Annotated in this window: 21 protein-coding genes; 10 read left to right on the top strand and 11 right to left on the bottom strand. The window is 73.5% G+C overall.

Going from position 1 to position 23,039, the window contains the following annotated elements:
- Window positions 1-296: 296 nt before the first annotated feature.
- Window positions 297-1,712, top strand: coding sequence for a TQXA domain-containing protein (locus tag DBP14_RS23500; RefSeq protein WP_206739331.1), 1,416 nt, complete (start codon window positions 297-299; stop codon window positions 1,710-1,712).
- 96 nt (window positions 1,713-1,808) lie between these two features.
- Here DBP14_RS23500 and DBP14_RS23495 read toward each other — a convergent pair whose 3' ends face one another.
- Window positions 1,809-2,846, bottom strand: coding sequence for a LacI family DNA-binding transcriptional regulator (locus DBP14_RS23495; protein WP_129309123.1), 1,038 nt, complete (start codon window positions 2,844-2,846; stop codon window positions 1,809-1,811).
- A 228-nt stretch (window positions 2,847-3,074) separates the two neighbouring features.
- On the opposite strand from DBP14_RS23495, the gene DBP14_RS23490 reads away from it, so the two are divergent.
- The 5 genes from DBP14_RS23490 (at window position 3,075) to DBP14_RS23470 (ending at window position 10,384) form a co-directional block, all read left to right on the top strand.
- Window positions 3,075-4,373 (top strand): extracellular solute-binding protein, encoded by a 1,299-nt coding sequence (locus DBP14_RS23490; RefSeq protein ID WP_241741014.1) that lies wholly within the window; start codon window positions 3,075-3,077, stop codon window positions 4,371-4,373.
- Window positions 4,374-4,534: 161 nt separating this feature from the next.
- Window positions 4,535-5,416, top strand: coding sequence for a sugar ABC transporter permease (locus DBP14_RS23485; protein ID WP_129312043.1), 882 nt, complete (start codon window positions 4,535-4,537; stop codon window positions 5,414-5,416).
- Window positions 5,413-6,288: a carbohydrate ABC transporter permease gene (locus DBP14_RS23480; protein ID WP_129309122.1), complete on the top strand. Its 876-nt coding sequence runs from the start codon at window positions 5,413-5,415 to the stop codon at window positions 6,286-6,288. The genes DBP14_RS23485 and DBP14_RS23480 overlap by 4 nt, the downstream gene beginning before the upstream one ends.
- On the top strand, window positions 6,285-8,102 hold the full coding sequence (locus DBP14_RS23475) for a glycoside hydrolase family 35 protein (RefSeq protein ID WP_241741013.1): 1,818 nt from the start codon (window positions 6,285-6,287) through the stop codon (window positions 8,100-8,102). The genes DBP14_RS23480 and DBP14_RS23475 overlap by 4 nt, the downstream gene beginning before the upstream one ends.
- A 38-nt stretch (window positions 8,103-8,140) precedes the next feature.
- Window positions 8,141-10,384 (top strand): RICIN domain-containing protein, encoded by a 2,244-nt coding sequence (locus DBP14_RS23470; RefSeq protein WP_129309121.1) that lies wholly within the window; start codon window positions 8,141-8,143, stop codon window positions 10,382-10,384.
- A gap of 10 nt (window positions 10,385-10,394) precedes the next feature.
- Here the strand turns inward: DBP14_RS23470 and DBP14_RS23465 are convergent, their stop codons facing one another.
- Both DBP14_RS23465 and DBP14_RS23460 read right to left on the bottom strand, forming a co-directional pair.
- Window positions 10,395-10,982 (bottom strand): DUF2087 domain-containing protein, encoded by a 588-nt coding sequence (locus DBP14_RS23465; protein ID WP_129309120.1) that lies wholly within the window; start codon window positions 10,980-10,982, stop codon window positions 10,395-10,397.
- A 34-nt stretch (window positions 10,983-11,016) separates the two neighbouring features.
- A complete protein-coding gene (locus tag DBP14_RS23460) occupies window positions 11,017-13,410 on the bottom strand; it encodes a SpoIIE family protein phosphatase (protein WP_129309119.1) in 2,394 nt (797 codons plus the stop codon).
- A gap of 828 nt (window positions 13,411-14,238) precedes the next feature.
- Here DBP14_RS23460 and DBP14_RS23455 point away from each other — a divergent pair.
- Window positions 14,239-14,547: a chaplin gene (locus DBP14_RS23455; protein WP_129309118.1), complete on the top strand. Its 309-nt coding sequence runs from the start codon at window positions 14,239-14,241 to the stop codon at window positions 14,545-14,547.
- Between the two features lie 64 nt (window positions 14,548-14,611).
- Here the strand turns inward: DBP14_RS23455 and DBP14_RS23450 are convergent, their stop codons facing one another.
- The 8 genes from DBP14_RS23450 to chpG form a co-directional block, all read right to left on the bottom strand.
- A complete protein-coding gene (locus DBP14_RS23450) occupies window positions 14,612-15,478 on the bottom strand; it encodes a tyrosinase family protein (protein ID WP_206739330.1) in 867 nt (288 codons plus the stop codon).
- A complete protein-coding gene (locus tag DBP14_RS23445) occupies window positions 15,462-15,977 on the bottom strand; it encodes a tyrosinase family oxidase copper chaperone (RefSeq protein WP_129309117.1) in 516 nt (171 codons plus the stop codon). Before DBP14_RS23445 ends, DBP14_RS23450 begins: the two co-directional genes overlap by 17 nt.
- 97 nt (window positions 15,978-16,074) lie before the next feature.
- Complete coding sequence (locus tag DBP14_RS23440) at window positions 16,075-16,593, bottom strand: hypothetical protein (RefSeq protein ID WP_129309116.1); 519 nt, start codon at window positions 16,591-16,593, stop codon at window positions 16,075-16,077.
- A gap of 159 nt (window positions 16,594-16,752) precedes the next feature.
- The gene (locus tag DBP14_RS23435) at window positions 16,753-17,337 is read right to left on the bottom strand and encodes a vitamin K epoxide reductase family protein (RefSeq protein ID WP_129309115.1); all 585 of its coding nucleotides are present in this window, start codon (window positions 17,335-17,337) and stop codon (window positions 16,753-16,755) included.
- A complete protein-coding gene (locus DBP14_RS23430) occupies window positions 17,337-17,828 on the bottom strand; it encodes a DUF5949 family protein (protein WP_129309114.1) in 492 nt (163 codons plus the stop codon). Before DBP14_RS23430 ends, DBP14_RS23435 begins: the two co-directional genes overlap by 1 nt.
- A 155-nt stretch (window positions 17,829-17,983) precedes the next feature.
- Window positions 17,984-18,274, bottom strand: coding sequence for a hypothetical protein (locus tag DBP14_RS23425; protein ID WP_129309113.1), 291 nt, complete (start codon window positions 18,272-18,274; stop codon window positions 17,984-17,986).
- 122 nt (window positions 18,275-18,396) lie between these two features.
- Window positions 18,397-19,218, bottom strand: coding sequence for a hypothetical protein (locus DBP14_RS23420; RefSeq protein ID WP_129309112.1), 822 nt, complete (start codon window positions 19,216-19,218; stop codon window positions 18,397-18,399).
- A gap of 183 nt (window positions 19,219-19,401) precedes the next feature.
- Window positions 19,402-19,641: a chaplin ChpG gene (chpG, locus tag DBP14_RS23415; RefSeq protein ID WP_129309111.1), complete on the bottom strand. Its 240-nt coding sequence runs from the start codon at window positions 19,639-19,641 to the stop codon at window positions 19,402-19,404.
- Window positions 19,642-19,856: 215 nt separating this feature from the next.
- Between chpG and DBP14_RS23410 the strand changes: the two genes are divergently transcribed.
- The 3 genes from DBP14_RS23410 to DBP14_RS23400 are packed head-to-tail and all read left to right on the top strand — an operon-like array spanning window position 19,857 to window position 23,036.
- Complete coding sequence (locus tag DBP14_RS23410) at window positions 19,857-20,378, top strand: hypothetical protein (RefSeq protein WP_129309110.1); 522 nt, start codon at window positions 19,857-19,859, stop codon at window positions 20,376-20,378.
- Window positions 20,379-20,430: 52 nt separating this feature from the next.
- Window positions 20,431-21,597 (top strand): glycosyltransferase, encoded by a 1,167-nt coding sequence (locus DBP14_RS23405; RefSeq protein ID WP_129309109.1) that lies wholly within the window; start codon window positions 20,431-20,433, stop codon window positions 21,595-21,597.
- Window positions 21,594-23,036 (top strand): sugar transferase, encoded by a 1,443-nt coding sequence (locus DBP14_RS23400; protein ID WP_206739329.1) that lies wholly within the window; start codon window positions 21,594-21,596, stop codon window positions 23,034-23,036. Before DBP14_RS23405 ends, DBP14_RS23400 begins: the two co-directional genes overlap by 4 nt.
- Window positions 23,037-23,039: the final 3 nt, after the last annotated feature.

Raw genomic sequence — 23,039 nt, 5'->3', positions numbered from 1 at the left:
AAGGGGCGGAGAGGAGGCTGTCGGGCAACCCGGGCCGCCCTCCCCATCCATCCCCAACGGGACTTATCGGCGCACGCCTGGCGAACGCACCCCGCTCACCAGTGGATTTGTCGATAAGTCGCAGCTCAAGTGCGGGCGCCGGGATAACGATTCCGGATCGGATCGCCCGTCGGACGATCTGACCGGCAAGGCGCGTCCGCGTGATCATAGGATGCCGGGCGTGCCCCTCGGGGCCGCCGATTCTGCTGGTGGGACCGTCCCCCACGTCCAACGGGTCCTGCTCGAAGGGGAATTCTGTGCTTGCTGCGTTCTCTGGGCTCTTCCGGCCCGCCGGAGTGACCCGGCTCGCCGCGGTGACGCTGGTGTCCGGCCTCGCGGCCGCGGGCGTGCTGTCCGGTGCCGGTACGGCCCTCGCCGACGGGACCCCTGAGACCCAGACCCAGGGCGGGGCGACGGCCACCATCAACGGCCTCAAGACGTACGGCGAGGCCGTGATCCATCAGGACGGCGGCGACCAGCGGGTGGCCGCGGGCCTGTTCGAGATGTCCGTGGACGGCGGCGGCACCCTGCAGACGTACTGCGTCGATCTGCAGAACCCGACGCAGCGCGACGCCAGGTACCACGAGACGCCGTGGAGCGGCACGTCCCTGGGCGCCAACAAGGACGCGGGCCGGATCCGCTGGATCCTGCAGCACTCCTACCCGCAGGTCAACGATCTCGCCGCCCTGGCCCGGAAGGCGGGCGCGCGCGGCCTGACCGAGCAGGACGCGGCGGCCGGCACCCAGGTGGCCATCTGGCGCTACTCGGACCATGCGAAGGTCGACGCCGTCGACCCGCGCGCCGAGAAGCTCGCCGACTACCTGGAGCGGAGCGCCCGCGGCGGCGCCGAGCCCCGGGCGTCGCTGACACTGGACCCGCCCGCGGTGTCCGGCCGTCCGGGTGATCTGCTCGGCCCGGTGACCGTGCACACCAACGCGCGCGGTGTGACGGTGATCCCGCCGGCGGACGCGGCCACCAGCGGGGTGCGGATCATCGACAAGACCGGCAAGGTCCTCACGTCGGTGAAGGACGGCAGCGAGCTGTACTTCGACGTGCCGGAGGACGCGGCGGCCGGGACGGCCCAGCTGACGGTGCAGGCGTCGACGACCGTTCCGGTGGGACGCGCCTTCACCGCCGAGAGCCGCAGCCAGACGCAGATCCTGGCCGGTTCCAGCGAGTCCACCGTGTCCGCGACGACGACGGCCACCTGGGCCTCGAAGGGTGCCATACCGGCCCTGTCGGCCCGGAAGGACTGCGCCAGGGGCGGGGTGGACATCACCGCCGTCAACAAGGGCGACCAGCCCTTCACCTTCGAGCTGATGGGCACCGAGCACACCATCCCGGCGGCCGCGTCCCGCACGGTGACCATCCCGCTCCAGGAGGACCAGCCCTACGACTTCACGATCACCGGGCCCAACGGCTTCATCCGGCGCTTCACCGGGGTCCTCGACTGCCGGACGCAGGGCGCGATCACGGGTGAGAGCACCCAGACCCTCAGCGAGCCCAGCCCCGCGACGGTGGGCGGCAAGGCGGCCACCGGCACCAACCTCGCCGACACGGGCGGCTCCGCGATCACCCCGCTGATCACCGGCCTGGCCATCGGCCTGGTCGTGATCGGGGGCGGGGTCCTGGTGCTGCTGCGGAAGAAGGAGCAGGCCGGGCCGGGCGCCTGACGGCGAGTACGGCGCGGGAAGGAAGGGACGGGGCCTGGTGGGGGCACGTGATGCCCGCGGGCCAAGCGTGCGTCGCCCCGCGGGTGCCCGCGCCCCTCAGGCAGCTCCCCCGCCCTTCGCGGGCGCCGTGCTGGCCCGGGCCACGAGTTGCGGCTCCACCGAGGCCGGCTCGGGCATCGCGCCCGGTTCGGCGATGAGGCGCAGCAGATGGGCCACGGCGAGGGCGCCCATGCGGGCGAACGGCTGGGCGACCGTGGTCAGGGACGGCGAGCAGTACTCGGCCAGTTCGATGTCGTCCACTCCGACGACGGAGATGTCCTCCGGCACCCGCCGGCCCAGCTCGTGCAGGGCCCTGATGACGCCGAAGGCCATCTCGTCGCTGGCGACGAACACGGCGGTCACGTCCGGGATGCGGGCGAGGATGAGTCCGTTCCGGTAACCGGAGCCGGGTGACCAGTCCCCCTCCAGAGGCGGCGGTACCGGGCGCCCCGCTTCCTCCAGCGTGCTGCGCCAGCCCTCGCGCCGGGCCGCGGCCTCCAGCCACTCCTCGGGGCCCGCGACGTGCCAGACCGTGTCGTGACCCAGGTCGAGGAGGTGCTGCGTGGCCAGCCGGGCGGCCAGCGTCTGGTCGATAGCCACCACCTCGGTGGCATCGGTGCGCGAACCGTCGATCGTGATGGTGGGGGTGGCCCGGGTGAGCTGCTCTATCCGGGGGCTGGTGTGGATGAGGGGAACGGAGAGGATGATCCCCTCGGCGCCCTGGTCGGCCAGCCGGGACAGGGCCCCCTCGATGGCGGAGGTGTCGAGTGAGGTCGTGGTCGCCGTGCTGACCGTGTACCCGGCGGCCTGGGCCGCGTGCTCGATGCCGGAGGTGACCGCGGCCCGCGAGTAGAAGTTCGTCTGCAGGGTCACCACGCCGATCGTGCGGCTGCGTCCCGAGGAGAGCATGCGGGCCGCGTTGTTGCGGCGGTAGCCGAGCTGGTCCACCGCGGCCAGGACCTTGGCGCGCGTCTTGTCCTGCACGTTGGGATGGTCGGACAGCACGCGGGACACGGTCTGCGCCGAGACACCCGCGACCCGTGCCACGTCGGCCATGCCCGGCGGCCGCTCGACCCCGGCCTTCTGCTTCGCCATGAGTTCCTTCCTCCTCGCGGGCACCGATGATATCGCCCACAGCCCTGCCCGCACGCGGTTCACCCAGCACCGGAGCCAAAGCGAACACCCCCATTGGCATCGATAACATTCTCTGCCATAGTTTCGGCCAACAGCGCGCCGGCCCGTCCGTTCGGGCCCAGTGCCGCACGCCGCGCACGCGGCCTCGCGGAGGCCTCTCCTCCGCTCCACCCAGCCTCAGGAGGAGCTGTGAAGCGTTCCATCATGCGCGTCGCCGGTATCGCGGGTGCCGCGGGACTGGTCCTGGCCGCCACGGGGTGTTCCGGATCCGGATCGGGATCGACGTCGTCGTCCGGCACGTCATCGATCACATTCTGGGGCTGGGCGCCGGGCTACTCGGACGCCGTCGCCGCCTTCGACAAGAGCCACCCGGGCCTCCACGTCGACTACCAGGAAGTGCAGCCGGGCGCCAAGGGCGGCTACCAGAAGATGCTCAACGCGGTGAAGGCCGGCAACGCCCCCTGCCTCGCCCAGGTCGGCTACGAGACCCTGCCCAGCTTCGCCGCCCAGGGCGCGCTGTCCGACGTGAGCGCGTACGCCTCCGCGGACCGGGGCGACTACCAGCCGGCGGCGTGGAAGTCGGTGACCTTGGGCGGCGCGGTGTACGGCGCTCCCGTGGACACCGGCCCGATGGCGCTGTTCTACAACAAGAAGGTGTTCGGCTCGCTCGGCCTGAAGCCGCCCACGACCTGGGCCGAGTACCAGGCCGACGCCGAGAGGATCCACGCCTCCGGCCCGCACCGCTACATCTCCTCGCCGTACCTGGACTACGACTACGCGGGCCTCGCCTGGCAGGCCGGCGCCGGCTGGTTCGGGATCAAGGGCGACGCCTGGCAGGTCAGCATGGACTCGCGGGCCAACGACAAGGTCGCCGACTACTGGCAGGGCCTGGCCGACAAGGGGCTGATCAGCAGCGCGCCGATGTACGACCAGGCCTGGTACAAGGGGCTTGGCAACGGTGACATCGCCACCGTCGTGGGCGCGGTCTGGCAGGCCGGCGTCATCAAGGGCGGCGCGAAGAACGGCGCCGGCCAGTGGGCCGTGGCGCCGCTGCCGCAGTGGACCGACGGGGCGCGGCAGGCCGGCAACGCCGGTGGGTCCTCGACCGCGGTCCTCAAGGGCTGCGACGACCCGAAGGGCGCCTGGGAGTTCGCGCACTGGCTCGGCACCGACCGCTCCGCGTTCGGCGGACTGGTCGAGAAGGCCGCGCTGTACCCGGCCGCCAAGAGCCTGCTGGACCTGCCGCAACTGAAGGGCGGCGACGCGTACTTCGGCGGCCAGAAGATCTACGACGTCTTCGCCGCGGCGTCCGCGCACGTCAACGCCGACTGGACGTGGGGCCCGCTGATGACGAAGACGGCCGCCGACCTCGACGACGGCCTGGGCAAGGCGTGGGCCGGAAAGGGCACGATCGCCGACGCCCTGCACACGGCGCAGGACCAGACGGTCGGCGAGATGAACAAGCAGGGCCTGAAGATCACCGGATGACCGGGCGACCCCGGCCTGCGAGTCACACCCCCCGGCGCCACAGACCCACAGTGAGGAACGAGTCCGTGACCAACGCAACCGCTCCGGCGGCGGCCCGGGGCCGGAGCCGCCCGGCCGGCGGCCCCACGCCGGCCCCGGCCCCGCCCCCGCCGCGCGCGCTGATGCCCCGGCGCCGGCTGCGCCCCCTGCTGTTCTGCGCCCCGTTCATCGCGTTGTTCCTGGCGATGTACGTCGCGCCCATCGGCTACGCGGCGGTCAGCAGCCTGTACACCGTGCACCGGTCGGGGCTCGGCCTCACCGCGCCCACCAAGGTGTTCGATCCCCTCGGCAACTACGCCCGGGCGCTGGAGGACGGCGCGTTCCTGTCCTCGCTGGGCCGGGTGGCGCTGTTCGGCGTGGTGCAGGTGCCGGTGATGCTGGGCGCGGCCCTCGTCCTGGCGCTGCTGATCGACTCCAAGTCGGCGCGCGGCAAGGGCTTCTTCCGGCTGTCGAGCTTCCTGCCGTACGCGATCCCCGGGGTGAGCGCGGCGCTGGTCTGGTCGTTCATGTACTCGGCGCAGTCGAGCCCGGTCAACCGGCTGCTGCACCCGTTCGGCGTCTCGATCCCGTTCTTCGACAGCGATCTGGTGCTGTGGTCGGTGGCCAACATCGTGACGTGGAGCTGGGCCGGCTACAACATGATCATCATCTATGCCGCGCTGCAGTCGATCCCGGCGGAGGTGCTGGAGGCCGCGCGGATGGACGGCGCGTCGGCGCTGCGCGTCGCCTGGAGCGTCAAGATCCCCTTCGTCCGCGGGGCGCTGGTGCTGACCACGGTGTTCTCCATCATCGGTTCGGCGCAGCTGTACAACGAGCCGACGGTCCTGCTGCCGGTGTCGGGCGGCTCGGTGTCCTCCACGTTCACGCCGATCATGTCGGCGCAGAGCGCGGTCGCGGCCGGCAACTACCCGTACGCGGCCGCCCAGTCCGTGCTGCTGGCGCTGCTGGTGGGTGGCGTGTCCTTCGTCTTCTTCAGGCTGACGGGCCGGGAGGAGCGGGCATGAGCGCGATCACCACGAAGGCACGCCCCGTCCGTGCACGGCGGGACGGCACCGCGACGAGCCGGATCGCCGTCATGGCGTTGCTGGGGCTGTCGGCCTGCTACTTCCTGTTCCCGCTGTGGTGGCTGCTGGTGTCGTCCACCAAGCCGTTCGGCGAGCAGTTCTCCGGCAGCGGCCTGTGGTTCCACGGCTTCGGGCTGTTCGGCAACATCGCCAGGCTGAGCGGCCAGGACGGCGGCATCTTCTGGCGCTGGATGCTCAACAGCGTGCTGTACTGCGGGATCGGCGCGCTGCTCGGCACGGCGTTCTCGGCGCTCGCCGGGTACGCCCTCGCCAAGTACGACTTCCCCGGCCGCGGCGCGATCTTCGGCGCGGTGCTGGCGGCCGTGCTCGTGCCCAAGGTGCTGTTCACGCTGCCGCTGTACCTGATGTTCTCCGGCGTCCATCTGATCGACAATCCGCTGGCGGTGCTGCTGCCGAGCGTGGTCAGCCCGTTCGGCGTCTACCTCTCCCGGGTGTTCGCCGCGCAGACCGTGCCCGACGAGGTGCTGGAGGCCGGCCGGCTGGACGGCGCGGGCGAGCTGCGCATCTTCCGGGCCATCGGCGTACGGATGATGCTGCCCGCGCTGGTGACGATCTTCCTGTTCCAGTTCGTGGAGATCTGGAACAACTACCTGCTTCCGGCGATGGTCCTCGGCGACGACCGCCTGCAGCCGGTCACGGTCGGCCTGGTCGGCTGGAACGCCAGCCATGTGGCGGTGCCTCCCCCGCTGGTGGTCATCGGTTCCCTGGTGTCCGTCGTACCGCTTCTGATCGCCTTCCTCGCACTCCAGCGGTTCTGGCGTGCGGGCATGACCGCAGGAGCCGTCAAGTGACCTTGTCCCTGCCGCGTCCCGCGGCCGCCACCCGGCCCGCCCTGACCTTCGCCGACGGGACTCTCCGGCGCGACGGCCGTCCCCACCGGGTGCTCTCCGGCTCCCTGCACTACTTCCGGGTCCACCCCGGGCAGTGGGCCGACCGGCTCCAGCGGCTGGCGGCCCTCGGCCTGAACACCGTGGACACGTACGTGCCGTGGAACTTCCACGAGCGCGCACCGGGCGACGTGCGCTTCGACGGCTGGCGCGACCTGACCCGGTTCGTGCGGCTGGCCGACGACGCGGGGCTGGACGTCATCGTCCGGCCGGGGCCGTACATCTGCGCCGAATGGGACAACGGCGGTCTGCCCGCCTGGCTCACCGGCATCCCGGGCATGCGGCCGCGCAGCTCCCACGGACCGTTCCTGGAGGCCGTCGGGCGCTGGTTCGACGCGCTGGTCCCGCGGATCGCCGCGCTACAGGCGGCCCGGGGCGGCCCGGTCGTGGCCGTGCAGATCGAGAACGAGTACGGCAGTTACGGCGATGACCACACCTACCTCGCCTGGGTGAGGGACGCGCTGGTGGAGCGGGGCGTGACCGAACTGCTGTACACGGCCGACGGGCCGACACCGCTGATGCTGGACGGGGGCACGGTGCCCGGCGAGCTGGCGGCCGTGACGTTCGGGTCACGGCCGGAACAGGCCGCCGCGCTGCTGCGCTCGCGGCGGCCGGGCGAGCCCTTCTTCTGCGCCGAGTTCTGGAACGGCTGGTTCGACCACTGGGGCGAGAAGCACCACGTCCGGCCGGCGGCAGGCGCTGCCGAGGGCGTCGGCGGGATCCTCCGGTCGGGCGGCTCGGTGAGCCTGTACATGGCGCACGGCGGAACGAACTTCGGGCTGTGGGCCGGCGCCAACCACGACGGCGAGACGCTCCGGCCGACCGTCACCAGCTACGACTCGGACGCCCCGATCGCCGAACACGGCGCGCTCACCGACAAGTTCCACGCGGTGCGCGAGCAGCTCGCCGCCCTGGCCGGCGCGCCCGTCACCCGTCCGGTGCCCGCCGACCCGCCCCTGCTCGCGCCCCGCGACCTGCCGGTCACCCGGCGGGCGGCCCTGCTGACGGCGCTGCGGTCGGTGACCGAACCGGTCCGGGCGGCGGCGCCGCTGAGTTTCGAGGAACTCGGCCAGTCCTCCGGACTGGTGCTGTACGCCGCGGAGCCGTTGCTGCCGCCGGGCCGGCACGAGGTGACGGTGACCGGACTGCACGACCGGGCCCAGGTGTTCGCCGACGGCGCCCCCGTCGCCGTACTGGACCGGGAGACCGCCTCGTTCGCCCTGGCCGGCCGGGGTGAGCGGGTGCGCCTGGAACTGCTGGTGGAGAACCAGGGCCGGATCAACTACGGGCCCCTGCTGGGGCAGGGCAAGGGCATCCTCGGCGGGGTGCGGGTGGACCGCCGCCTGGTGCACAACTGGACGATGTACCGGCTGCCGCTCGACGAGTGGAGCGGGCCGGACACCGCCCGCGCCGCGACGGCCGCGCCCTGCGACGGCCGCGCGGGCTTCGCCACGGCACCGCTGATCCTGGACGAGCCCGCCGACACCTTCCTCGGCCTGCCGGGCTTCGCCAAGGGCTTCGTCTGGGTCAACGACACCCTCCTCGGCCGCTACTGGGAGATCGGCCCGCAGACCACGCTGTACGTCCCGGGCCCGCTGCTGCGCCGGGGCGAGAACACGCTGACCGTGCTGGAGCTCGAACGGTTCGGGGACCGGCTCACCCTGCACGACCGGCCCGCCCTCGGACCGCCGGAGGAGTACGTCGAGACCTTCGACTGACCACCCGAACCCCACCTGGAAACAGAAGAGGAGCACCTGTGTCCACTCCCCCGAGAAACCGGAAGAGACTCGCCGGCGCGGTCGTCGCCACGGCGCTCGCCGTGACCGTCGGCAGCGCCCTGGCCGCCCCCGCCGCACCCGCGGCCGCCGCCTCCGGTCCCGCCTACACCGTCAGCGTCGGGGCGAAGGGCTCCTGGACGCACCCCGACGACACGCCGGCCTCGCCGTACATCGACAAGGACGGCACGTTCCACTTCGCGCAGGCCCACTCCCTGTACGGCGCGAGCGACAGCCGGCAGTGGACGTTCTTCACCGGCACCACCATGGACGACGCCACCCGCACGTCGGCCATCAGCGACGCGGTGAACCCGGCCAACCCCAGCGACCGGAACAACGACACCACCTGGCGGTGCGACAACAGCCCGACCGGCCTGACGGCGACGTACGCCCCCTCGGGGTCGGGCTACGCACGGAAGAACTACTGCGACCTGACGAACGTGTGGGTGGACCCGGACACCGGCGACTGGTACGGGCTGGTGCACAACGAGTTCACCCCGCAGCCCTTCGGCGACGGCCTCCACTTCGACGCCATCGACTACGCCGTCTCCACCGACCAGGGCAGGACGTGGACCATCAAGAACCACGTCATCACCTCGCCGTACAGCACGAAGCGCGGTGACACGACCGCCTTCCCGCAGCAGACGTTCGACTACGGTGACGGCGACCCCCGGCTGTTCGTGGACACCGCGTCCGGTTGGTTCTACGCCTTCTACGGCTCCCGGATCGTGGACAAGGGCGGCAGCTGGAAGGCGTTCCACGAGCACGTGGCCCGCGCCCCGATCTCCGGGAAGATGGCGCCGGGCACCTGGCAGAAGTGGTACGACGGCGCCTGGACGCAGCCCGGAGTGGGCGGCAGGGAAAGCAACATGGTGCCGGTCGACGCGACCCACACCACCGGCTACACGCCCACGGACAAGGAGTACGACCCGGGCAACAGCGGCACCGCCGCCCAGCAGATCGCCGCGGGCACCACGCCCCCCACCTCGCCGCTGTTCGTGATGGACGTCACCTACGACGCCTACCTGGGCCTGTACATCGGTGAGCCGCAGGGCGTGGACCAGAGCGGCGACGCGCCGCAGCGGTTCTACGCCACGGACGACCTGGCCACGCAGAAGTGGAAGCTGCTCGGGGACACGGGCAGCGGCTACGGCACGGCGTCCTGGTACCGCTGGTTCCTGGACAGCGCGAACAGGACCGCCACGGGCATCGTCGGCAAGTCGTTCCGCTCGTACTGCTCCTTCGGCTGCTCGGGCGGCTCCTCCGGCGAGTACGTGAACGTCAGCATCGGCACCTCCGCGCCGGCCGCTCCGGTCGACACGAGCAAGGCGTACCGGATCGCGAGCGGCGACGACCGGGTCCTCGCCCAGGTCTCCGGCAGCTCCGCGACCACGTCGTCGGCGACCGCTTCCGGCTCGGACCTGCAGTCGTGGATCTTCAGCGCCGACGGCGACGGCTCGTACCGCATCGCCAACGCCGCCACGGGTGACCTGCTCGGCGTCGACTCCACCCGTACGGCGCAGCGCGCCTGGGGCACCCGGCCGACGGTGACCGCCGCCGGTTCCGGCGGCCCGGGTGTGGGCCGGCAGTGGTGGGTGATCCCCGGCACCACGGCCGGTGGCGCCGCCACCGGCGCCTACCGGCTCGTCAACCGCTACAGCGGCCTGGTAATCGGGCTGTCCGCCGACTCCGGCCGGTTCGCCGAGACCACCCCGGCCCGCTTCTGGACCGACACCAGCGGCAGTTCCGTCGGGGACGGGCGCACCGCGGCCGAGCAGACCCTGACGCTGACCGCCACGGGCCCCGCGCCGTCGTCGCTCGACGGCACCCACACCCTGGTGACGGGCGGCAAGGCACTGGACGACCCGGACCACAGCACCACCGCGGGCACCCAGCTCATCACCTGGACCGCGAACGGCGGCGCCAACCAGCGGTGGCGGTTCACCCGGCAGTCCGACGGCTCCTACGAGCTGAGGAACACCGAGTCGGGACTCTGCGCCGACGTGGCGGGCGGCTCCACCAGCCCCGGGGCGAAGGTCATCCAGTGGACCTGCACCGGAGGCGGCAACCAGCACTGGACGGTCCAGCGCCTGCCGAACGGCGCCTGGACCGTGGCCTCGGTGCACAGCGGACTGCTCCTGACCACCGCTTCGACGGCCGACGCCGCCACGGTGACCCAGGAGGCGGACAGCGGATCCGCGCGTCAGCAGTGGACGATCGGCTGACCCCGGCCGGTCAGGCGGCCTCGGGGCGCCGGTAGACGCCCTCGCTCCGGTGCAGATGGTGCAGGTCCACCAGATAGCGCCGGAGCGTCACATGGTCGATGTCGTCGGACTCGTCGCACCAGGCGCGCAGCCGCTCGTTGACGATCCGCTCCGGGTACTCCACGCCCGGTTCGAAGGTCTCCTCGGCGATGTGCCGCAGCACCAGCTTCTTACGGGTCCACTGCGCGGGCAGCCGGACCAGCCGGCCGCCCCGGACGAAGGTGTTCAGCACGGCGTCCGTCCCGTCGGCCGGCCGGTCCTCGGCGGAGCGCGCCGGCCGGGCCAGCTCGCGGAAGAGGCCGTAGCCGACGGCCAGCCCGCCGTCGGCGCCGTCCGTGCAGGTCACGGCGCCCTGTTCACGCAGCCGGAGCAGGGCCAGTGCGGTGTCCTTCGCGCCGAGCCCGGCCGCCTGGGCGACCCGCGCCGCGCTGTCCGCGCCCAGCGCCACCGCGGCGAGGGCGCGCAGTCTGCGCTCGTCGGCGAGCAGCCCGATCACCTGCCGGGACCGCTCGGCCACGTCGGCACCGGTTTCCGTAAGCCTGTCCGTATCGGCGTCCATGGCGCGGGAGTCTAGGACGGCGGGCCCGGAGATCTCACGGGATTTTCCGGGCGGTGCCGGTGGGCCGGAGGGGCTGCCCGAGGCCGGCGCCGAGGGCCTGCTCGGTCCAGATGGTCTTGCCGTGGACGCCGTAGCGGCTGCCCCAGCGGTCGGCGATCTGGGCGACCAGGAAGAGGCCGCGCCCGCCCTCGTCGGTGCTTTTGGCGCGGCGCAGCCGGGGCTGGGTGTTGCTGGGGTCGGACACCTCGCAGACGAGGACGCGCTCGCGGATCAGCCGGAGGGTGACGGGTGCGCCGGCGTAGCGGATGGCGTTGGTGACGAGTTCGCTGACGATGAGTTCGGTGGCGAACACGTGCTCTTCGAGCCCCCAGGCGCCGAGTTGGGCGCGGATGTCGTCGCGGGCGTCGTGCACGGCCGCCGGGTCGGCGGTGTACCGCCACTCGGCGGTGTCCTCGTCGGGGACGGCGCGGGTGCGGGCGAGGAGGAGGGTGATGTCGTCGTCGGACTCCCGGGCGGGCGGCTGCTGCTCGATGATCCGGGTGCCGATCTCCTTGAGGCCGAGGCCGTCGGCGCACAGGGTGCCGAGGCTCCGTCTCAGCCGTTCCGGTCCCTCGGTCAGCCCCCGGCCGACCAGTCCGTCGGTGTAGAGGGCGAGCACGCTGCCCGGCGGCAGGGTGACGCTGCACACCTCGAAGGGGTTGTCGCCGACGCCGAGGGGCGGGCCCGGCACCAAGTCGGCGAACTCGGCGTCGTGGCCGGGCCGGACGATGGCGGGCGCGGGGTGTCCGGCGGACGCCATCTGGCAGACCCTGCTGACGGGGTCGTAGACGAGGAAGAGGCAGGAGGCGCCCACGGTGTCGGGTTCCTCGGCCTCGGCGCCGATGCGGATGACCAGGTCGTCGAGGTGGGTGAGGAGTTCGTCGGGGGCGAGGTCGAGGTCGGCGAGGGTCTGCACGGCGGTCCGCAGGCGGGCCATGGTGGCGGTGGCCCGCAGACCGTGGCCGATCACGTCGCCCACGACCAGGGCGAGGCGCAGCGAGGACATGGGGAAGGTGTCGAACCAGTCGCCGCCGACGCTCGCCGTGCCGCTCGCCGGCAGGTAGGTGCCGTCGGTCTCGGCGGCCGCGCTCTCCCCGGCCGACGGCGGCAGCAGGCTGCGCTGGAGGACGACGGCGGTGTGGTGCTCCCGGGTGAAGCGCAGCGCGTGGTCGATGGCCAGGGCTGTGCGCGCGCACAGGTCCTTGAGCAGTTGGGTGTCGCCCGAGTCGAAGGGCTCCGGGTCGGTGGTGCGGTAGACCAGGACGTACCCGAGGATGCGGCCGCGCCGGTAGACCGGGCAGCCCAGGGAGGAGCGCATGCCGTCCGGCATCAGCTTGGCGAGCAGGTGCGGGTCGTCGCCGAGCAGCCGGCGGGTGGTCGCGGCATCGGAGACGACGACCCCCTCGCCGACGGCGACCCCTTGGAACTCCGGGCGGTCCGGGATCTCCGGCAGGAACTCGCCGACCTGGACCATCGCGGCCGGCCACGCGCCGTCGGCGGCCCGTACGGCGACCCTGCGCAGCTGCTCCGCCTGCGGGCCGTGGTATCCGGCCAGCGGCTCCCAGCCCTCCAGGACGTCCTTCCTGAGGTCCACGGAGGCGTAGTCGCCGAGGGCGGGCACCAGCAGGGACGCCAGGTCCCGGGCGCAGTGCACGACGTCGAGGGCGCCCCCGATGCCGACGGCGCCCTCGTAGGCCAGGCTGAGCCGGCGGTGGGCGCGGTACTGCTCGGTGAGTTCCGTGGCGACGACCACGACGCCCGAGGGCCTGCCTCGGGCATCGGTGATGCGCAGGCAGGTGAGGGAGACCATCCGCTCGGAGTCCGGCGGGCCGATCCGGTACTCGGCACCGACGACCGGGGCGCCGCCGGCCAGGGCCCGGCGGACGAGGTAGCGCGCGCTCGCGCCCCCGCTGGCGTCCCGCAGCTCCTCCAGCCAGTCGGTCCCGGCGGGCCACAGAGCCTCGAAGGTGCCGTTGGTACGGACTGTGCGCAGTCCGGTGTCGAGGAACGCGGCGCCCATGTGCTCCTGGTCGAGGAGGGCGCGTGCCAGGGCGGAGTCCTCGTCGAGGGGGGCCGGCGAGTCCGGTGGTACGGCGACGAGGAACGCGCTGTCCCCTTCGGGCCCCCGCTCGATCCGTACGTCGGCCTCGACCACCTCACCGCAGCGGTGCCGCAGCCGGCGCGTACGGGGGCGGTGGTGCGGCGCCGGGGTTTCCGGTGGTGCCAGGAGGTCCCGCGCAGGGGTTCCGGTGATCTCGGCCTCGGGCCAGCCCAGGAGTTCCGCCGCGGAGCGTGACCACCAGACGATCCTGCCGCGCCCGTCGACGAGCGCCGCCGGCACACCGTCGAAGGCCGTCACCCCCCGGCCGGCGCCCGCGGGCCGCGTCACATCGCGCCCCCTCGCCCGAGGAGGCGCACGCGTCCTGAAGCGCGCGAGCGGGACCGCACCCGATTCAGCTCCACCCGCCCAGGATGCGCCATACCGAGCCCCCGGGCATGCGGAGCCCGACACCTGCCGGCGAGCCCAGCGCGTCCAGTGGAGCCCGGCCCAGCAAGCCCGGCGGCCCCAAACGGGCCGGCCCCGGCAAGCGCGGCGGGCTCCGGGCGGAGGGGGTTCCGGCGAGCGGGGTCCCGGCGAGCAGCGGGCTCCGGCGAACGGGGCCCCGGCGAGCCCGCGGGCTCTGGCACGCGCGGCTCCGCCGAGCCCGGCGGCCTCCGACGCGCCGGACCCCTGAAAGCCCGCGGGCTCAAGCAAGCGAGGCCCCGTCGAATCCGCCCCGGAAAGCGCGGCGGCCTGCGACGGGCCGGACCCCGGAAAGCCCGCGGGCTCAAGCAAGCGCGGCGGCCTCCGACGGGCCGGGCCCTGGCAAGCGCGGCGGGCTCCAGCGAGCCCGGCGCCGGCAAGCGCGACCGTGTCTTGTCCCCTCCCGGCAAGCCCGGTGGCCTCCAGCGGGCCCGGCCTCAGCGACCGCGGTGCCGTCGAGCCCGGCCCCACCCCGGCCGAGGTCCCCGGCAGCGCGCCCCCGCCTACCCCGGCAGCGCCCGCCCTCCCCCGGGGGATCCCCGGCTCGTACCCGCCGCACGGGGGAAGCCCCGGCCCGTTGAAAGGGTGATGCGCGGCTGATCACCCGTGACCACCCCCGCTCCGAGCCGTTGAAGGGGGAGTGCGGTGGCTGGATTCGCCCCCGCGCTTTCCGAGCTACTGAAGGAGAACGTGATGTCTCGCATCGCGAAGGCAACCGCCGTTGCTCTCGGCACCGGTGCCGTGGTGATCAGCGGGGCCGGTCTGGCGATGGCCGACGCGGGCGCCCACGGCCTGGCCGCCGGCTCGCCCGGTGTCGCGTCCGGCAACCTGGTCCAGGTTCCGGTGCACGTCCCGGTCAACGTCTGCGGTAACACCGTGGACGTCATCGGTGCGCTGAACCCGGCGTTCGGCAACATCTGCGCCAACGTCAGCGGCGACGACGAGGGCGGCATGCCCGGCATGCCCGGCACCCCCGGCGCCCCCGGCGGTTACGGCAACTGACCCTGTCGCGAGGGCCCCGGCACCTGAAGGTGCCGGGGCTCTCGCGTCGCCCGGGACGGGCGGTTCACGCGTAGCGGTAGATCCGGCTCAGGTCCTCCAGTTCGTCCGGGGTGATGTTCCACGGCGGGAGCTTCTCGTGCCGGGCGACGACCCGGCCGTGCTGCTTGTCGTGGACGCCGGGCGGTTCGGCCGGCAGGTAGCGATGCTCGCGGTGCGCGTGCTGCCAGCGCTGCCACTGCAGGTCGACGAAGGCGTGGTGCAGCCAGAAGGCGGGGTCGTTGACGGAGGCGCCGCTCACCATGGCGCCGCCCACCCAGCGGTGCACGAGGTTGTGGTTGCGCCACGAGGCGCTGCCGTGGCCGGTCCCCCAGCCCTCCAGCGTGTTGCGGAAGCCGCGGGTGACGGTGGAGTCCCAGGGCGAGACGTCGTAGGCGCTCTGGTCGAGCGCCTTCTGCAGTTCGCGCCGGGTGGGCAGTTGGAGGGGGGCGGCGGCGCGGCCCAGGTCCCGGGTGAGGAACGTGCCGTCGGTGAGGCCCACCTTGATGGGCCAGTGGCCCGCCGAGTAGGCGAACGGGCCGCTCATCACCTGCCGGTCCGAGCGCCGCCCGGTGCCGCCGAGCAGGTCGTTCGTCCAGGGCACGGATGTCGTCGTGCGGTCCCGGGTCCAGTCCCAGTACGGCACGGTCACCGAGTCGTCGACACCGCGCAGGGCCTGCTCCAGGTCCAGCAGGAACTTGCGGTGCCAGGGCAGGAAGGAGGGCGCCATGTGGGCGGCGCGCAGTCCGGTCTCGCCGTCGGCGGTGTAGTAGTCGATGTGCGTCCGCACGAACTCGTCGTACCGCCCGCGCTTCTTGAGTTCCAGCAGCGCGTTGACGAAGCGCCGGCGTTCGCCGCCGGTGAGGTTGCGGACGTTCTTACGCACGTACGCCATGGTCACCCCCCATGTGCATGCGGCCCGGCGCTCCGCCGCTGGGGCCGGGCGCGAGGTCCCGCAGCCGCCGGCCGCGCAGTTCGTCGACGGCCGCGCGGGTCGCCGCCAGCGGGGTGGGGTACGAGCTGTAGTGGTCGATCATGCTGAGCCAGCTGCCGTCGGCGCGCCGCATCAGGTGCAGGGGGCGGTCGTCGACGGTGACCTGCCAGTCGGCGTCCGCCGCGAGCCCTCCCGCCGCCGGCCCTCCCGCCGCCGGCCCTCCGGCCGCCGGGACGGGCACGCCCCGGATGCGGCGGCCCCGGTACGTCTCCTCGAAGGAGCCGCCGGGGAGGCCGCCCGGTGGGGGTGCGGGGCGGGAGGCGGCGACGACCGGGGCCAGTGCCAGGGCGGCGAGCGAGGCGAACAGCCCCCGTGCCGCGTCTCTGCGCGAGGGCTTCCCCGCCCTGGCTCCGCCCCGTTGCTGGGCACCCACCGGCACGCCACCGACACCGACGACCATCGCTCACTCCTCGTCCGGGTTCAGCTGTCACCAGCGCTAACCGGATCAAGGGCGCCGGGGTCACCGGGGGACGGCCATCCGGTGGGTGGTCGTCCCGCTACAGTCCCGGGCCGAGGCCCAGGTCGGCGCCCGGGACCGTCTGCAGGACGGGGGCGATGACGCCGAGGGCGGGCGTCGTGAGGGCGGGGAGGCCGGCGTTGCCGGGGTTGGGAGGGGTCAGCGGGGCCTTCGCGGCCAGGCCGGGGCTGACGGCGCGCAGGGCGGAGGCGGGGGCGTCGAGGCTGAGGTGGTCGAAGCCCTGGCCGACGAGGTGCGGCAGCGGGGTGCGCAGGTTCGCGCCGGGCAGCGCGCCGTTGAGGGGCACCTGCGGCAGCACCTGCTCGGGCAGGAGCCGGCCCTGGACGTAGCGGGGGCCCTCCGGCGCGCCGGGGATGATCAGCGGCATCTCCAGGCCCAGTTGCGGCACCTCCGTGTGGAGGGACTTCGAGACACCGTCCAGCGGTACCGGAACGGGGACCGTGGGCACCGCGGCGGCGGCGGGCGTGGCCGTGGCGCCCACGGCGGCCGCGATGCCCGTGACGACGGCGGCAAGGGTTCCTCGGGTGGTCGACTTCATGTCAGGTACGGTGCCTTTCGGGATGCTGGGCAGGATGCTGGGTTCGACGTCCGTACCGCGTAACGAGCCGGAATTGGCCTTCAGTTCACAATTCCCCCGAGTGCAGCAATAGTCGTCTGGTCACTCATCGGCTCGTCACCTCCTCGGCTTTCGTCATCGTCAGCTCGTCCAGAAGTCCCACCAGCGGGTGAGCACGAGCATGCCGACGACTCCGGCGTGCAGCAGCGCGAGCACCCAGGTGAACTCGGCGAAGAAGGTCCTGAGCCAGCCGGGCGCGGGCAGGAAGCCGTGGCGTACGACGGCGGAGGTGACGTACCAGAAGATCAGGATGGTCGCGGCCCAGGCCAGGCAGCACCACAGGCACAACGCGTCGATCCGGTACAGCGACTCGAACTGCAGCCAGGAGACGAACCCGATGCCGAACAGGCAGCCGGCCCAGAACAGCAGCCAGTACCAGCCGGGGAAGCGGGCACCGACGAGCAGGCTCATGCCGACGCAGACGACGATGCCGTAGGCGACCAGGCCCAGCATCGGGTTGGGGAACCCGAACACCGAGGCCTGGTCGCTCTTCATGACGCTGCCGCAGGACACCACCGGGTTGAGGCTGCAGCCGGGGACGAAGCGCGGGTTCTTCAGCAGCTTGAACTCGTCCAGGGTGATGACCCAGGAGGCCAGCAGCCCGGCCGCCCCCGAGAGCACCAGCAGCGGGCCGAGCCGTCTGCCGCCGGCCGGGGTCCCGGTCATCAGCCGCGCAGGCTGCGGGCCGGCAGGACGACGTGCGCGGCGGCGGTCAGGGTCTCCTCGGCGCCGGCGAACGCGGCGAGCGCGGCGGGTTCGACGGGCTTGCCGGGCTCACCTTCGGGCCAGGCGCGGGTGGTGAACACCAGGTAGGCGTAGCCGCGTTCCTTGACGGCGGCGAGCCACTCCGGCGGGGCGTCGCACTGGGCGACGAGCTGCGGCATGTTGAGGACGGCCTGGCCGGCCTCGACGAGCAGGGAGACGGGCAGGCCGGGCTTGCCGGTGCCGTCGACCAGGTCGCCGCCGACGGGCAGGCCGTTGCGGTCGAGCAGCTGCCGTACGGCGGCGGAGGTCGCCTCCGGGCCACCCTCGGCGTCCCCGAGGGAGTAGGCCAGCAGGTACGGCATGTCGGATCCGTCGGGGGCCTCGCCGCTCCAGGCCAGCACGACGAGCGTGCCGGCTTCGGCGGGGCGCTTCTCGGTGGGGGTTGAGGTCACCGCGCGACCCTATCGACGGCGGCCGTCCAGCCCCTGCGGCTTCTCACCCGTGTGGACCAGCGCCCGTCTCGGCTCCACACGATCGGGCGACGCGCCGGGGAAGCACCGGGGCCGGTGCCGCGGGTGCGGTACCGGCCCCGGTGGGTGAGGCGTCGTCAGCTCTGCAGGGGCAGGCCGCCGAGCAGCGGGTTGTGCTGATTGAGGGCGGTGGTGGCGCCCTTGACCGTGTTGAGCACGGAACCCTTGTTCTCGGTGTCCAGGGCGTCCGACTGGTGCTGCAGCGGCATCACGTCGTGCACGGTGAGGGGACCCTCGGTGATCCGGTTGACGGCGCCGTTGAGGCTGGTGGGCGTCACATCGGTGGCGCTCTGGGCGAACGCGGGCGCGGCGACGCCGGCGAGGGCCACGGATCCGGCAACGACAGCGGCGGCCTTCAGGGACTTCATCGTGTTCCTTTCTTCGGCAACTCACGTCACCGCAGGGCGTTCTGACGCCGTGCCCAACGAGTTCCGGGCGGGCGGGAAACCCCGTTGCCGACAAGACATATGAAATCCCTGAGGTCCGCGCGTCACCCCGTCGGCAGCGCCGGCAGTGAGGGCATGGTGGGCAGGGTGGTGGGGACGGTGGTGGGCAGCGTGGACGGCAGGCCGCTGGTCAGACCGCCGAGGAGTCCGCCGGTCAGCGAGCCGAGGGCCGAGGTGAGCAGGCCGACGACGCCGCCGATCAGGCCGGTGACCGCGGACAGCAGCCCGCCGAGGCTGCCGGAGGTGAGGGCGCCGAGCAGGTTGTTCAGCGCGTCCTGCAGCGAGCCGAGGAGGTCGGAGCCGGTGTCCCGGGGGGTGCGCGCGGTGCGGCTGTCGCCGTTCTTGCCGGGCACGGTCAGGGTCGCGGTGCCGGAGGCCGTGGACGTCGTGGTGTCCGTGGCGTCCGTCGTGTCCGCCGAGTCGGTGGCGTCCGGGATCGACGCGGTGATCTTGCCGATGGCGGCGTTCAGGTCGTCGACGAAGGCCTGCGTCTGGGCGTCGCTCAGGTCACCGTTCTTGAGCGCCTGGGCGACCAGGTCGTCGACCGTGGTGCCGAGTTGGTCGAGGAAGGTGTCCAGGTCGTCCAGTGGTCCCGCCTTGGCCACGGCCGTGCCGCGGGCCCTGGCGGTGGCCGCGGCCTTCGCCCGGAGCACCGCGGCGCGGACCTTGGCCTGGCCCAGCTGTGCGGCGAGATGGGCTCTGACCTGGGCGAGCAGCGCGTCCGCGCCGTGAGCGGGCGCGCGGGAGACGGCATGGTCGCGCTCCCGGGCCGAGTCGGCGGCGAGGGCGGCAGGGCCGGTGATGCCGACCAGGAGGGCGGCGCTGAGGGCGCTGGACGCGAGACGCCGCGCGGGCAGACCACGCATGGGGTGTTCCTTTCGATGAGCACAGGGGACCTGAGCCCACCGTGGGATCACCAGCGGTCGACCGCAATCGGCGTGATCCATCCGGGGGGAGGGCCTGTGCCGGACAGGCCCGCGCATGCGACCGGCCGCCCGTCCGCAGCAGTGGCGCGGACGGACGGCCGGCGGAAGGGGCGCGTCCCGACGTCAGTCGTTGACGCAGGTGTTGCCGAACGCCGGGTTCAGCAGGCCGATGACGTCGACGGTGTTGCCGCAGACGTTGACCGGAACGTGGACCGGGACCTGAACGACGTTGCCCGACAGCACGCCCGGCGAGTGGGCGGCGGCGCCGTTCGCGCTGGAGTCGGCGGCGGCGACACCGGCGGCGCCGGCGACGGCCGCGACAGCGGCGGAGGTCAGGACCAGGCCCTTCGCGATACGCGACATGGAGAGGTGCTCCTTGGGATCGACACAAACATCCGGGCGGGGTGCCCGGCGTTGTGTCAACGCGTGGGGCGCTCCGGGGTTGTGCCGCCAACGGGGTGAACCGTGAATCGGCCCCTTCACGGATCCGACACACTTGCCCGGTTTCTCCGGATTGGTCCATATAGCCACTAGAGTTGCCGACCTCTCCAGCCCCGTGCGAAAGGGCACCGCCGGTCATGCGCACTCCCCCTGGTCCGCTCCCCCGCAGGACGACGCGCACCGACCCCGCTCCGGCCCGCACCGCGCTCCACGCCCGCGCCCGGAACGGCGCCCGTAACGGCACGCGTACCGGCGCTCGTACCGGCGCCCGGACCGCCCCCGGGCGCGCCCCGGTGTCGTACGACGGTGAACGCGCCCTGACGGACGCCCCCTTCGCCCTCCCGCCGGTTCCCGTCCCCCTGAGCGCCGCCCCCGCTACGCCGGACGGCGTACCCGGCCCCCCGATCACCGCACCGGCCACGGCACCCGTACGGCGGATGCCGGACTACGCCGGAGGGGTCGGCCACCGGAGCACGCCCCCCGTTCACCCGTCCGGCGCCGCACGCCCGGCCCGCGTCGGCCGCCTCCGCCGCACGTGTGACGTGTCCGATCTCCGGGCGGCCCCGCGGACTGGTGGTGACCAGCCGGGCCCACGGCTCGTTTCCCACCGGGACGCGGCGTGGGCCGGCGCGCTCTTCGCCGCCGTGGACGCCCGGTAGCAGCGCGTCCCGACCGCCGTCCCGTGCGCCCCGTGAGCGAGGTAATCCGCGAATGCACCAGCCAGCACCCGACCCCCGGCCACGGGTCCTGCACCTCGCACAACCGGTCGACGGCGGTGTCGCCCGGGTCGTCCTGGACCTGGCGGAGGCCCAGCTCGCGGCCGGATTCCGGGTCACGGCGGCCTGCCCCGGGGGCGACCTGGCCGCGGACCTGCGGGACCGGGGCACCGAGGTACGCCTGTGGCGGGCCGGCCGGTCACCGGGGCCGGGCCTGCCGGGCGAGGTACGGCGGCTGGCACGGCTGATCGAGGACGTCCGGCCCGAACTGGTGCACGCCCACAGCGCGAAGGCGGGACTCGCCGCCCGGCTCGCCGTACGCGGGCGGATCCCGACCGTGTTCCAGCCGCACGCCTGGTCGTTCGAGGCGGTCGGCGGGGCCACCGCGGCGCTCGCCCTGCGCTGGGAGCGGTGGGGGGCGCGCTGGGCCGACCGCGTGGTGTGCGTCAGCGAGGCGGAGCGCGCGACCGGCGTCTGCGCCGGGGTGCGCGCCCGCTACGCCGTAATCCCCAACGGCATCGACCCCGAACGCTTCTCCCCCGCGCCCGCCGCTCCCGTCCGGTCCGCGCTGCTGCCGGACCTCGACCCGGCCGCCCCGCTCGTCGTCTGCGTCGGCCGGCTGTGCCGGCAGAAGGGCCAGGACGTGCTGCTGCGGGCCTGGCCGCGGGTGCTCGCCGAGGTGCCGGACGCCCGGCTGGTGCTGGTCGGCGACGGCCCGGACCACGACGCGCTGCGCGCCCACGCCCACCCCTCCGTGCTGTTCGCCGGGGCCGTCGCCGACACCGTGCCCTGGTACCGGGCGGCCGATCTGGTGGTGCTGCCCTCGCGGTGGGAGGGCATGGCCCTCGCCCCGCTGGAGGCGCTGGCCTGCGAGCGGCCCGTCGTCCTCACCGACGTCGACGGCGCCCGCGAGAGCCTGCCGTCCGCCCTCGCCGCGCGCTGCCTGGTCCCGCCCGGCGATCCGGCGACGCTGGCTTCGGCCGTCACCGGGCTGCTGCCCGACGCGGCGCTGCGCGCCTCGCTCGCCGGCCAGGGCCGCCGGCACGTCCTGTCCACGCACGACGTGCGGCACACCGCCCAGCGGGTCGCGGACCTCTACCGCGAACTCCTCGGCGCCCGGCCGTCCGTGCCCACCGAGCGCAGGGAGTCCATCCACTCGTGACTGCGGAAAGCATCCCCTCCCCCGGCACGCCCGGCGCCCACCCCTGGGACCACGGACTCTCGCCCGTCTCGGTCATGCCGACCCGCCCCGCCCGCGGCTTCCGGCTCCCCCTGCGGCGCCCGCCCGCGCGGCCCGCGTCACCGCTGCCGCTGCTCGCCGCCGACCTGCTGGCCGCGGCGGCCGCCCTGGCCGGCGCCGCGGCGGCCGACACCGCCGTACGCCATCCGCTGCCGGCCGCCGTCCTGGTGGCCGGGGTGCTGCTGCTGCGCCCGCGCGGCGCGCGGCCGGTGTCCGGCGTGCTCGACGAACTGCCGTCCGTCTGCGGCCGGATCGCGGTCGTCTGGCTGGCCGTGGCCGCCCTGCTCGGCGCCTACGACCCCGGGCGCGCGCTGTCCGCCCGGACCCTGCTGCTCGGCTGGACCCTGCACGCCGTGGCGGCCTCGGCCGGCCGGGGTGTGGTGCACTGGCGGCGCCGCCTCGCGCTGCTGCGCCGGCCGCGCACCGCGCTCGTCATCGGCCCGGCCGCGACCGCGCAGCGGGTCGGCGCCGCCCTGCTGCGGCACCCGCGCTGCGGGGTACGCCCGGTCGGTGTCGTCGCCGAGCACCCCAACAGCCTGGACGACCTCGGGCTGCCCGTCCTCACCAGCGGCGAAGAGGTGGAGCGGGCGCTCATCCAGAACGGGGTGCGCGTGGTGCTCACCGTGGACCCGGCCGTGCGGAGCGAGAAGGCGCCGCTGCTGCGGGCGCTCGCCGAGTCGGGGTGCACGCTGTGGGAGGTCGGCCCGGAGCGCCCGGCGTACGAGACGCACCACCAGCTCGCCGGGTTCTCGGTGCGCCGCGTCGACCTGGGCGCCCGGCGGTACGGCAGCGCCGGGAAGCGGCTGCTGGACGTCCTGGTGTCCGGGACGCTGCTGATGCTGGTCAGCCCGGTGCTGCTGGTCTGCGCGGCGGCCCTGCGCATCATCGACGGCCCCGGGGTGGTGTTCCGGCAGGAGCGCATCGGCAGGGGCGGGCGCCCCTTCACGCTGCTGAAGTTCCGCACGCACCGCCCGGTCGACGAGCACGAGTCGGCGACCCGGTGGAGCGTGGCGGGCGAGCACCGGATGGGCCGCTTCTGCCGGTTCCTGCGCACGACGTCGCTGGACGAGCTGCCGCAGCTGTGGAACGTTTTGTCGGGTGACATGAGCCTGGTCGGCCCGCGCCCCGAACGGCCCTACTTCGTCGGCCAGTTCAGCCAGGCCCACCCGGGATACGCGGCCCGCCACCGGATGCGGACCGGCATCACCGGGCTCGCCCAGATCCACGGGCTGCGCGGGGACACCTCGATCGAGGACCGGGCGCGGTTCGACAACGCCTACATCGACAACTGGTCCCTCTGGCAGGACGTCTGCATCCTGCTGCGCACCGCGACCGCGCTCGTGCGCTCGACGGGGAGCTGACCG

The organism is Streptomyces sp. L2, assembly GCF_004124325.1.
Classification (GTDB): domain Bacteria; phylum Actinomycetota; class Actinomycetes; order Streptomycetales; family Streptomycetaceae; genus Streptomyces.
Note: the sequence above shows the minus strand (reverse complement) of the source record. Positions and strands in the feature narration are given on the sequence as shown.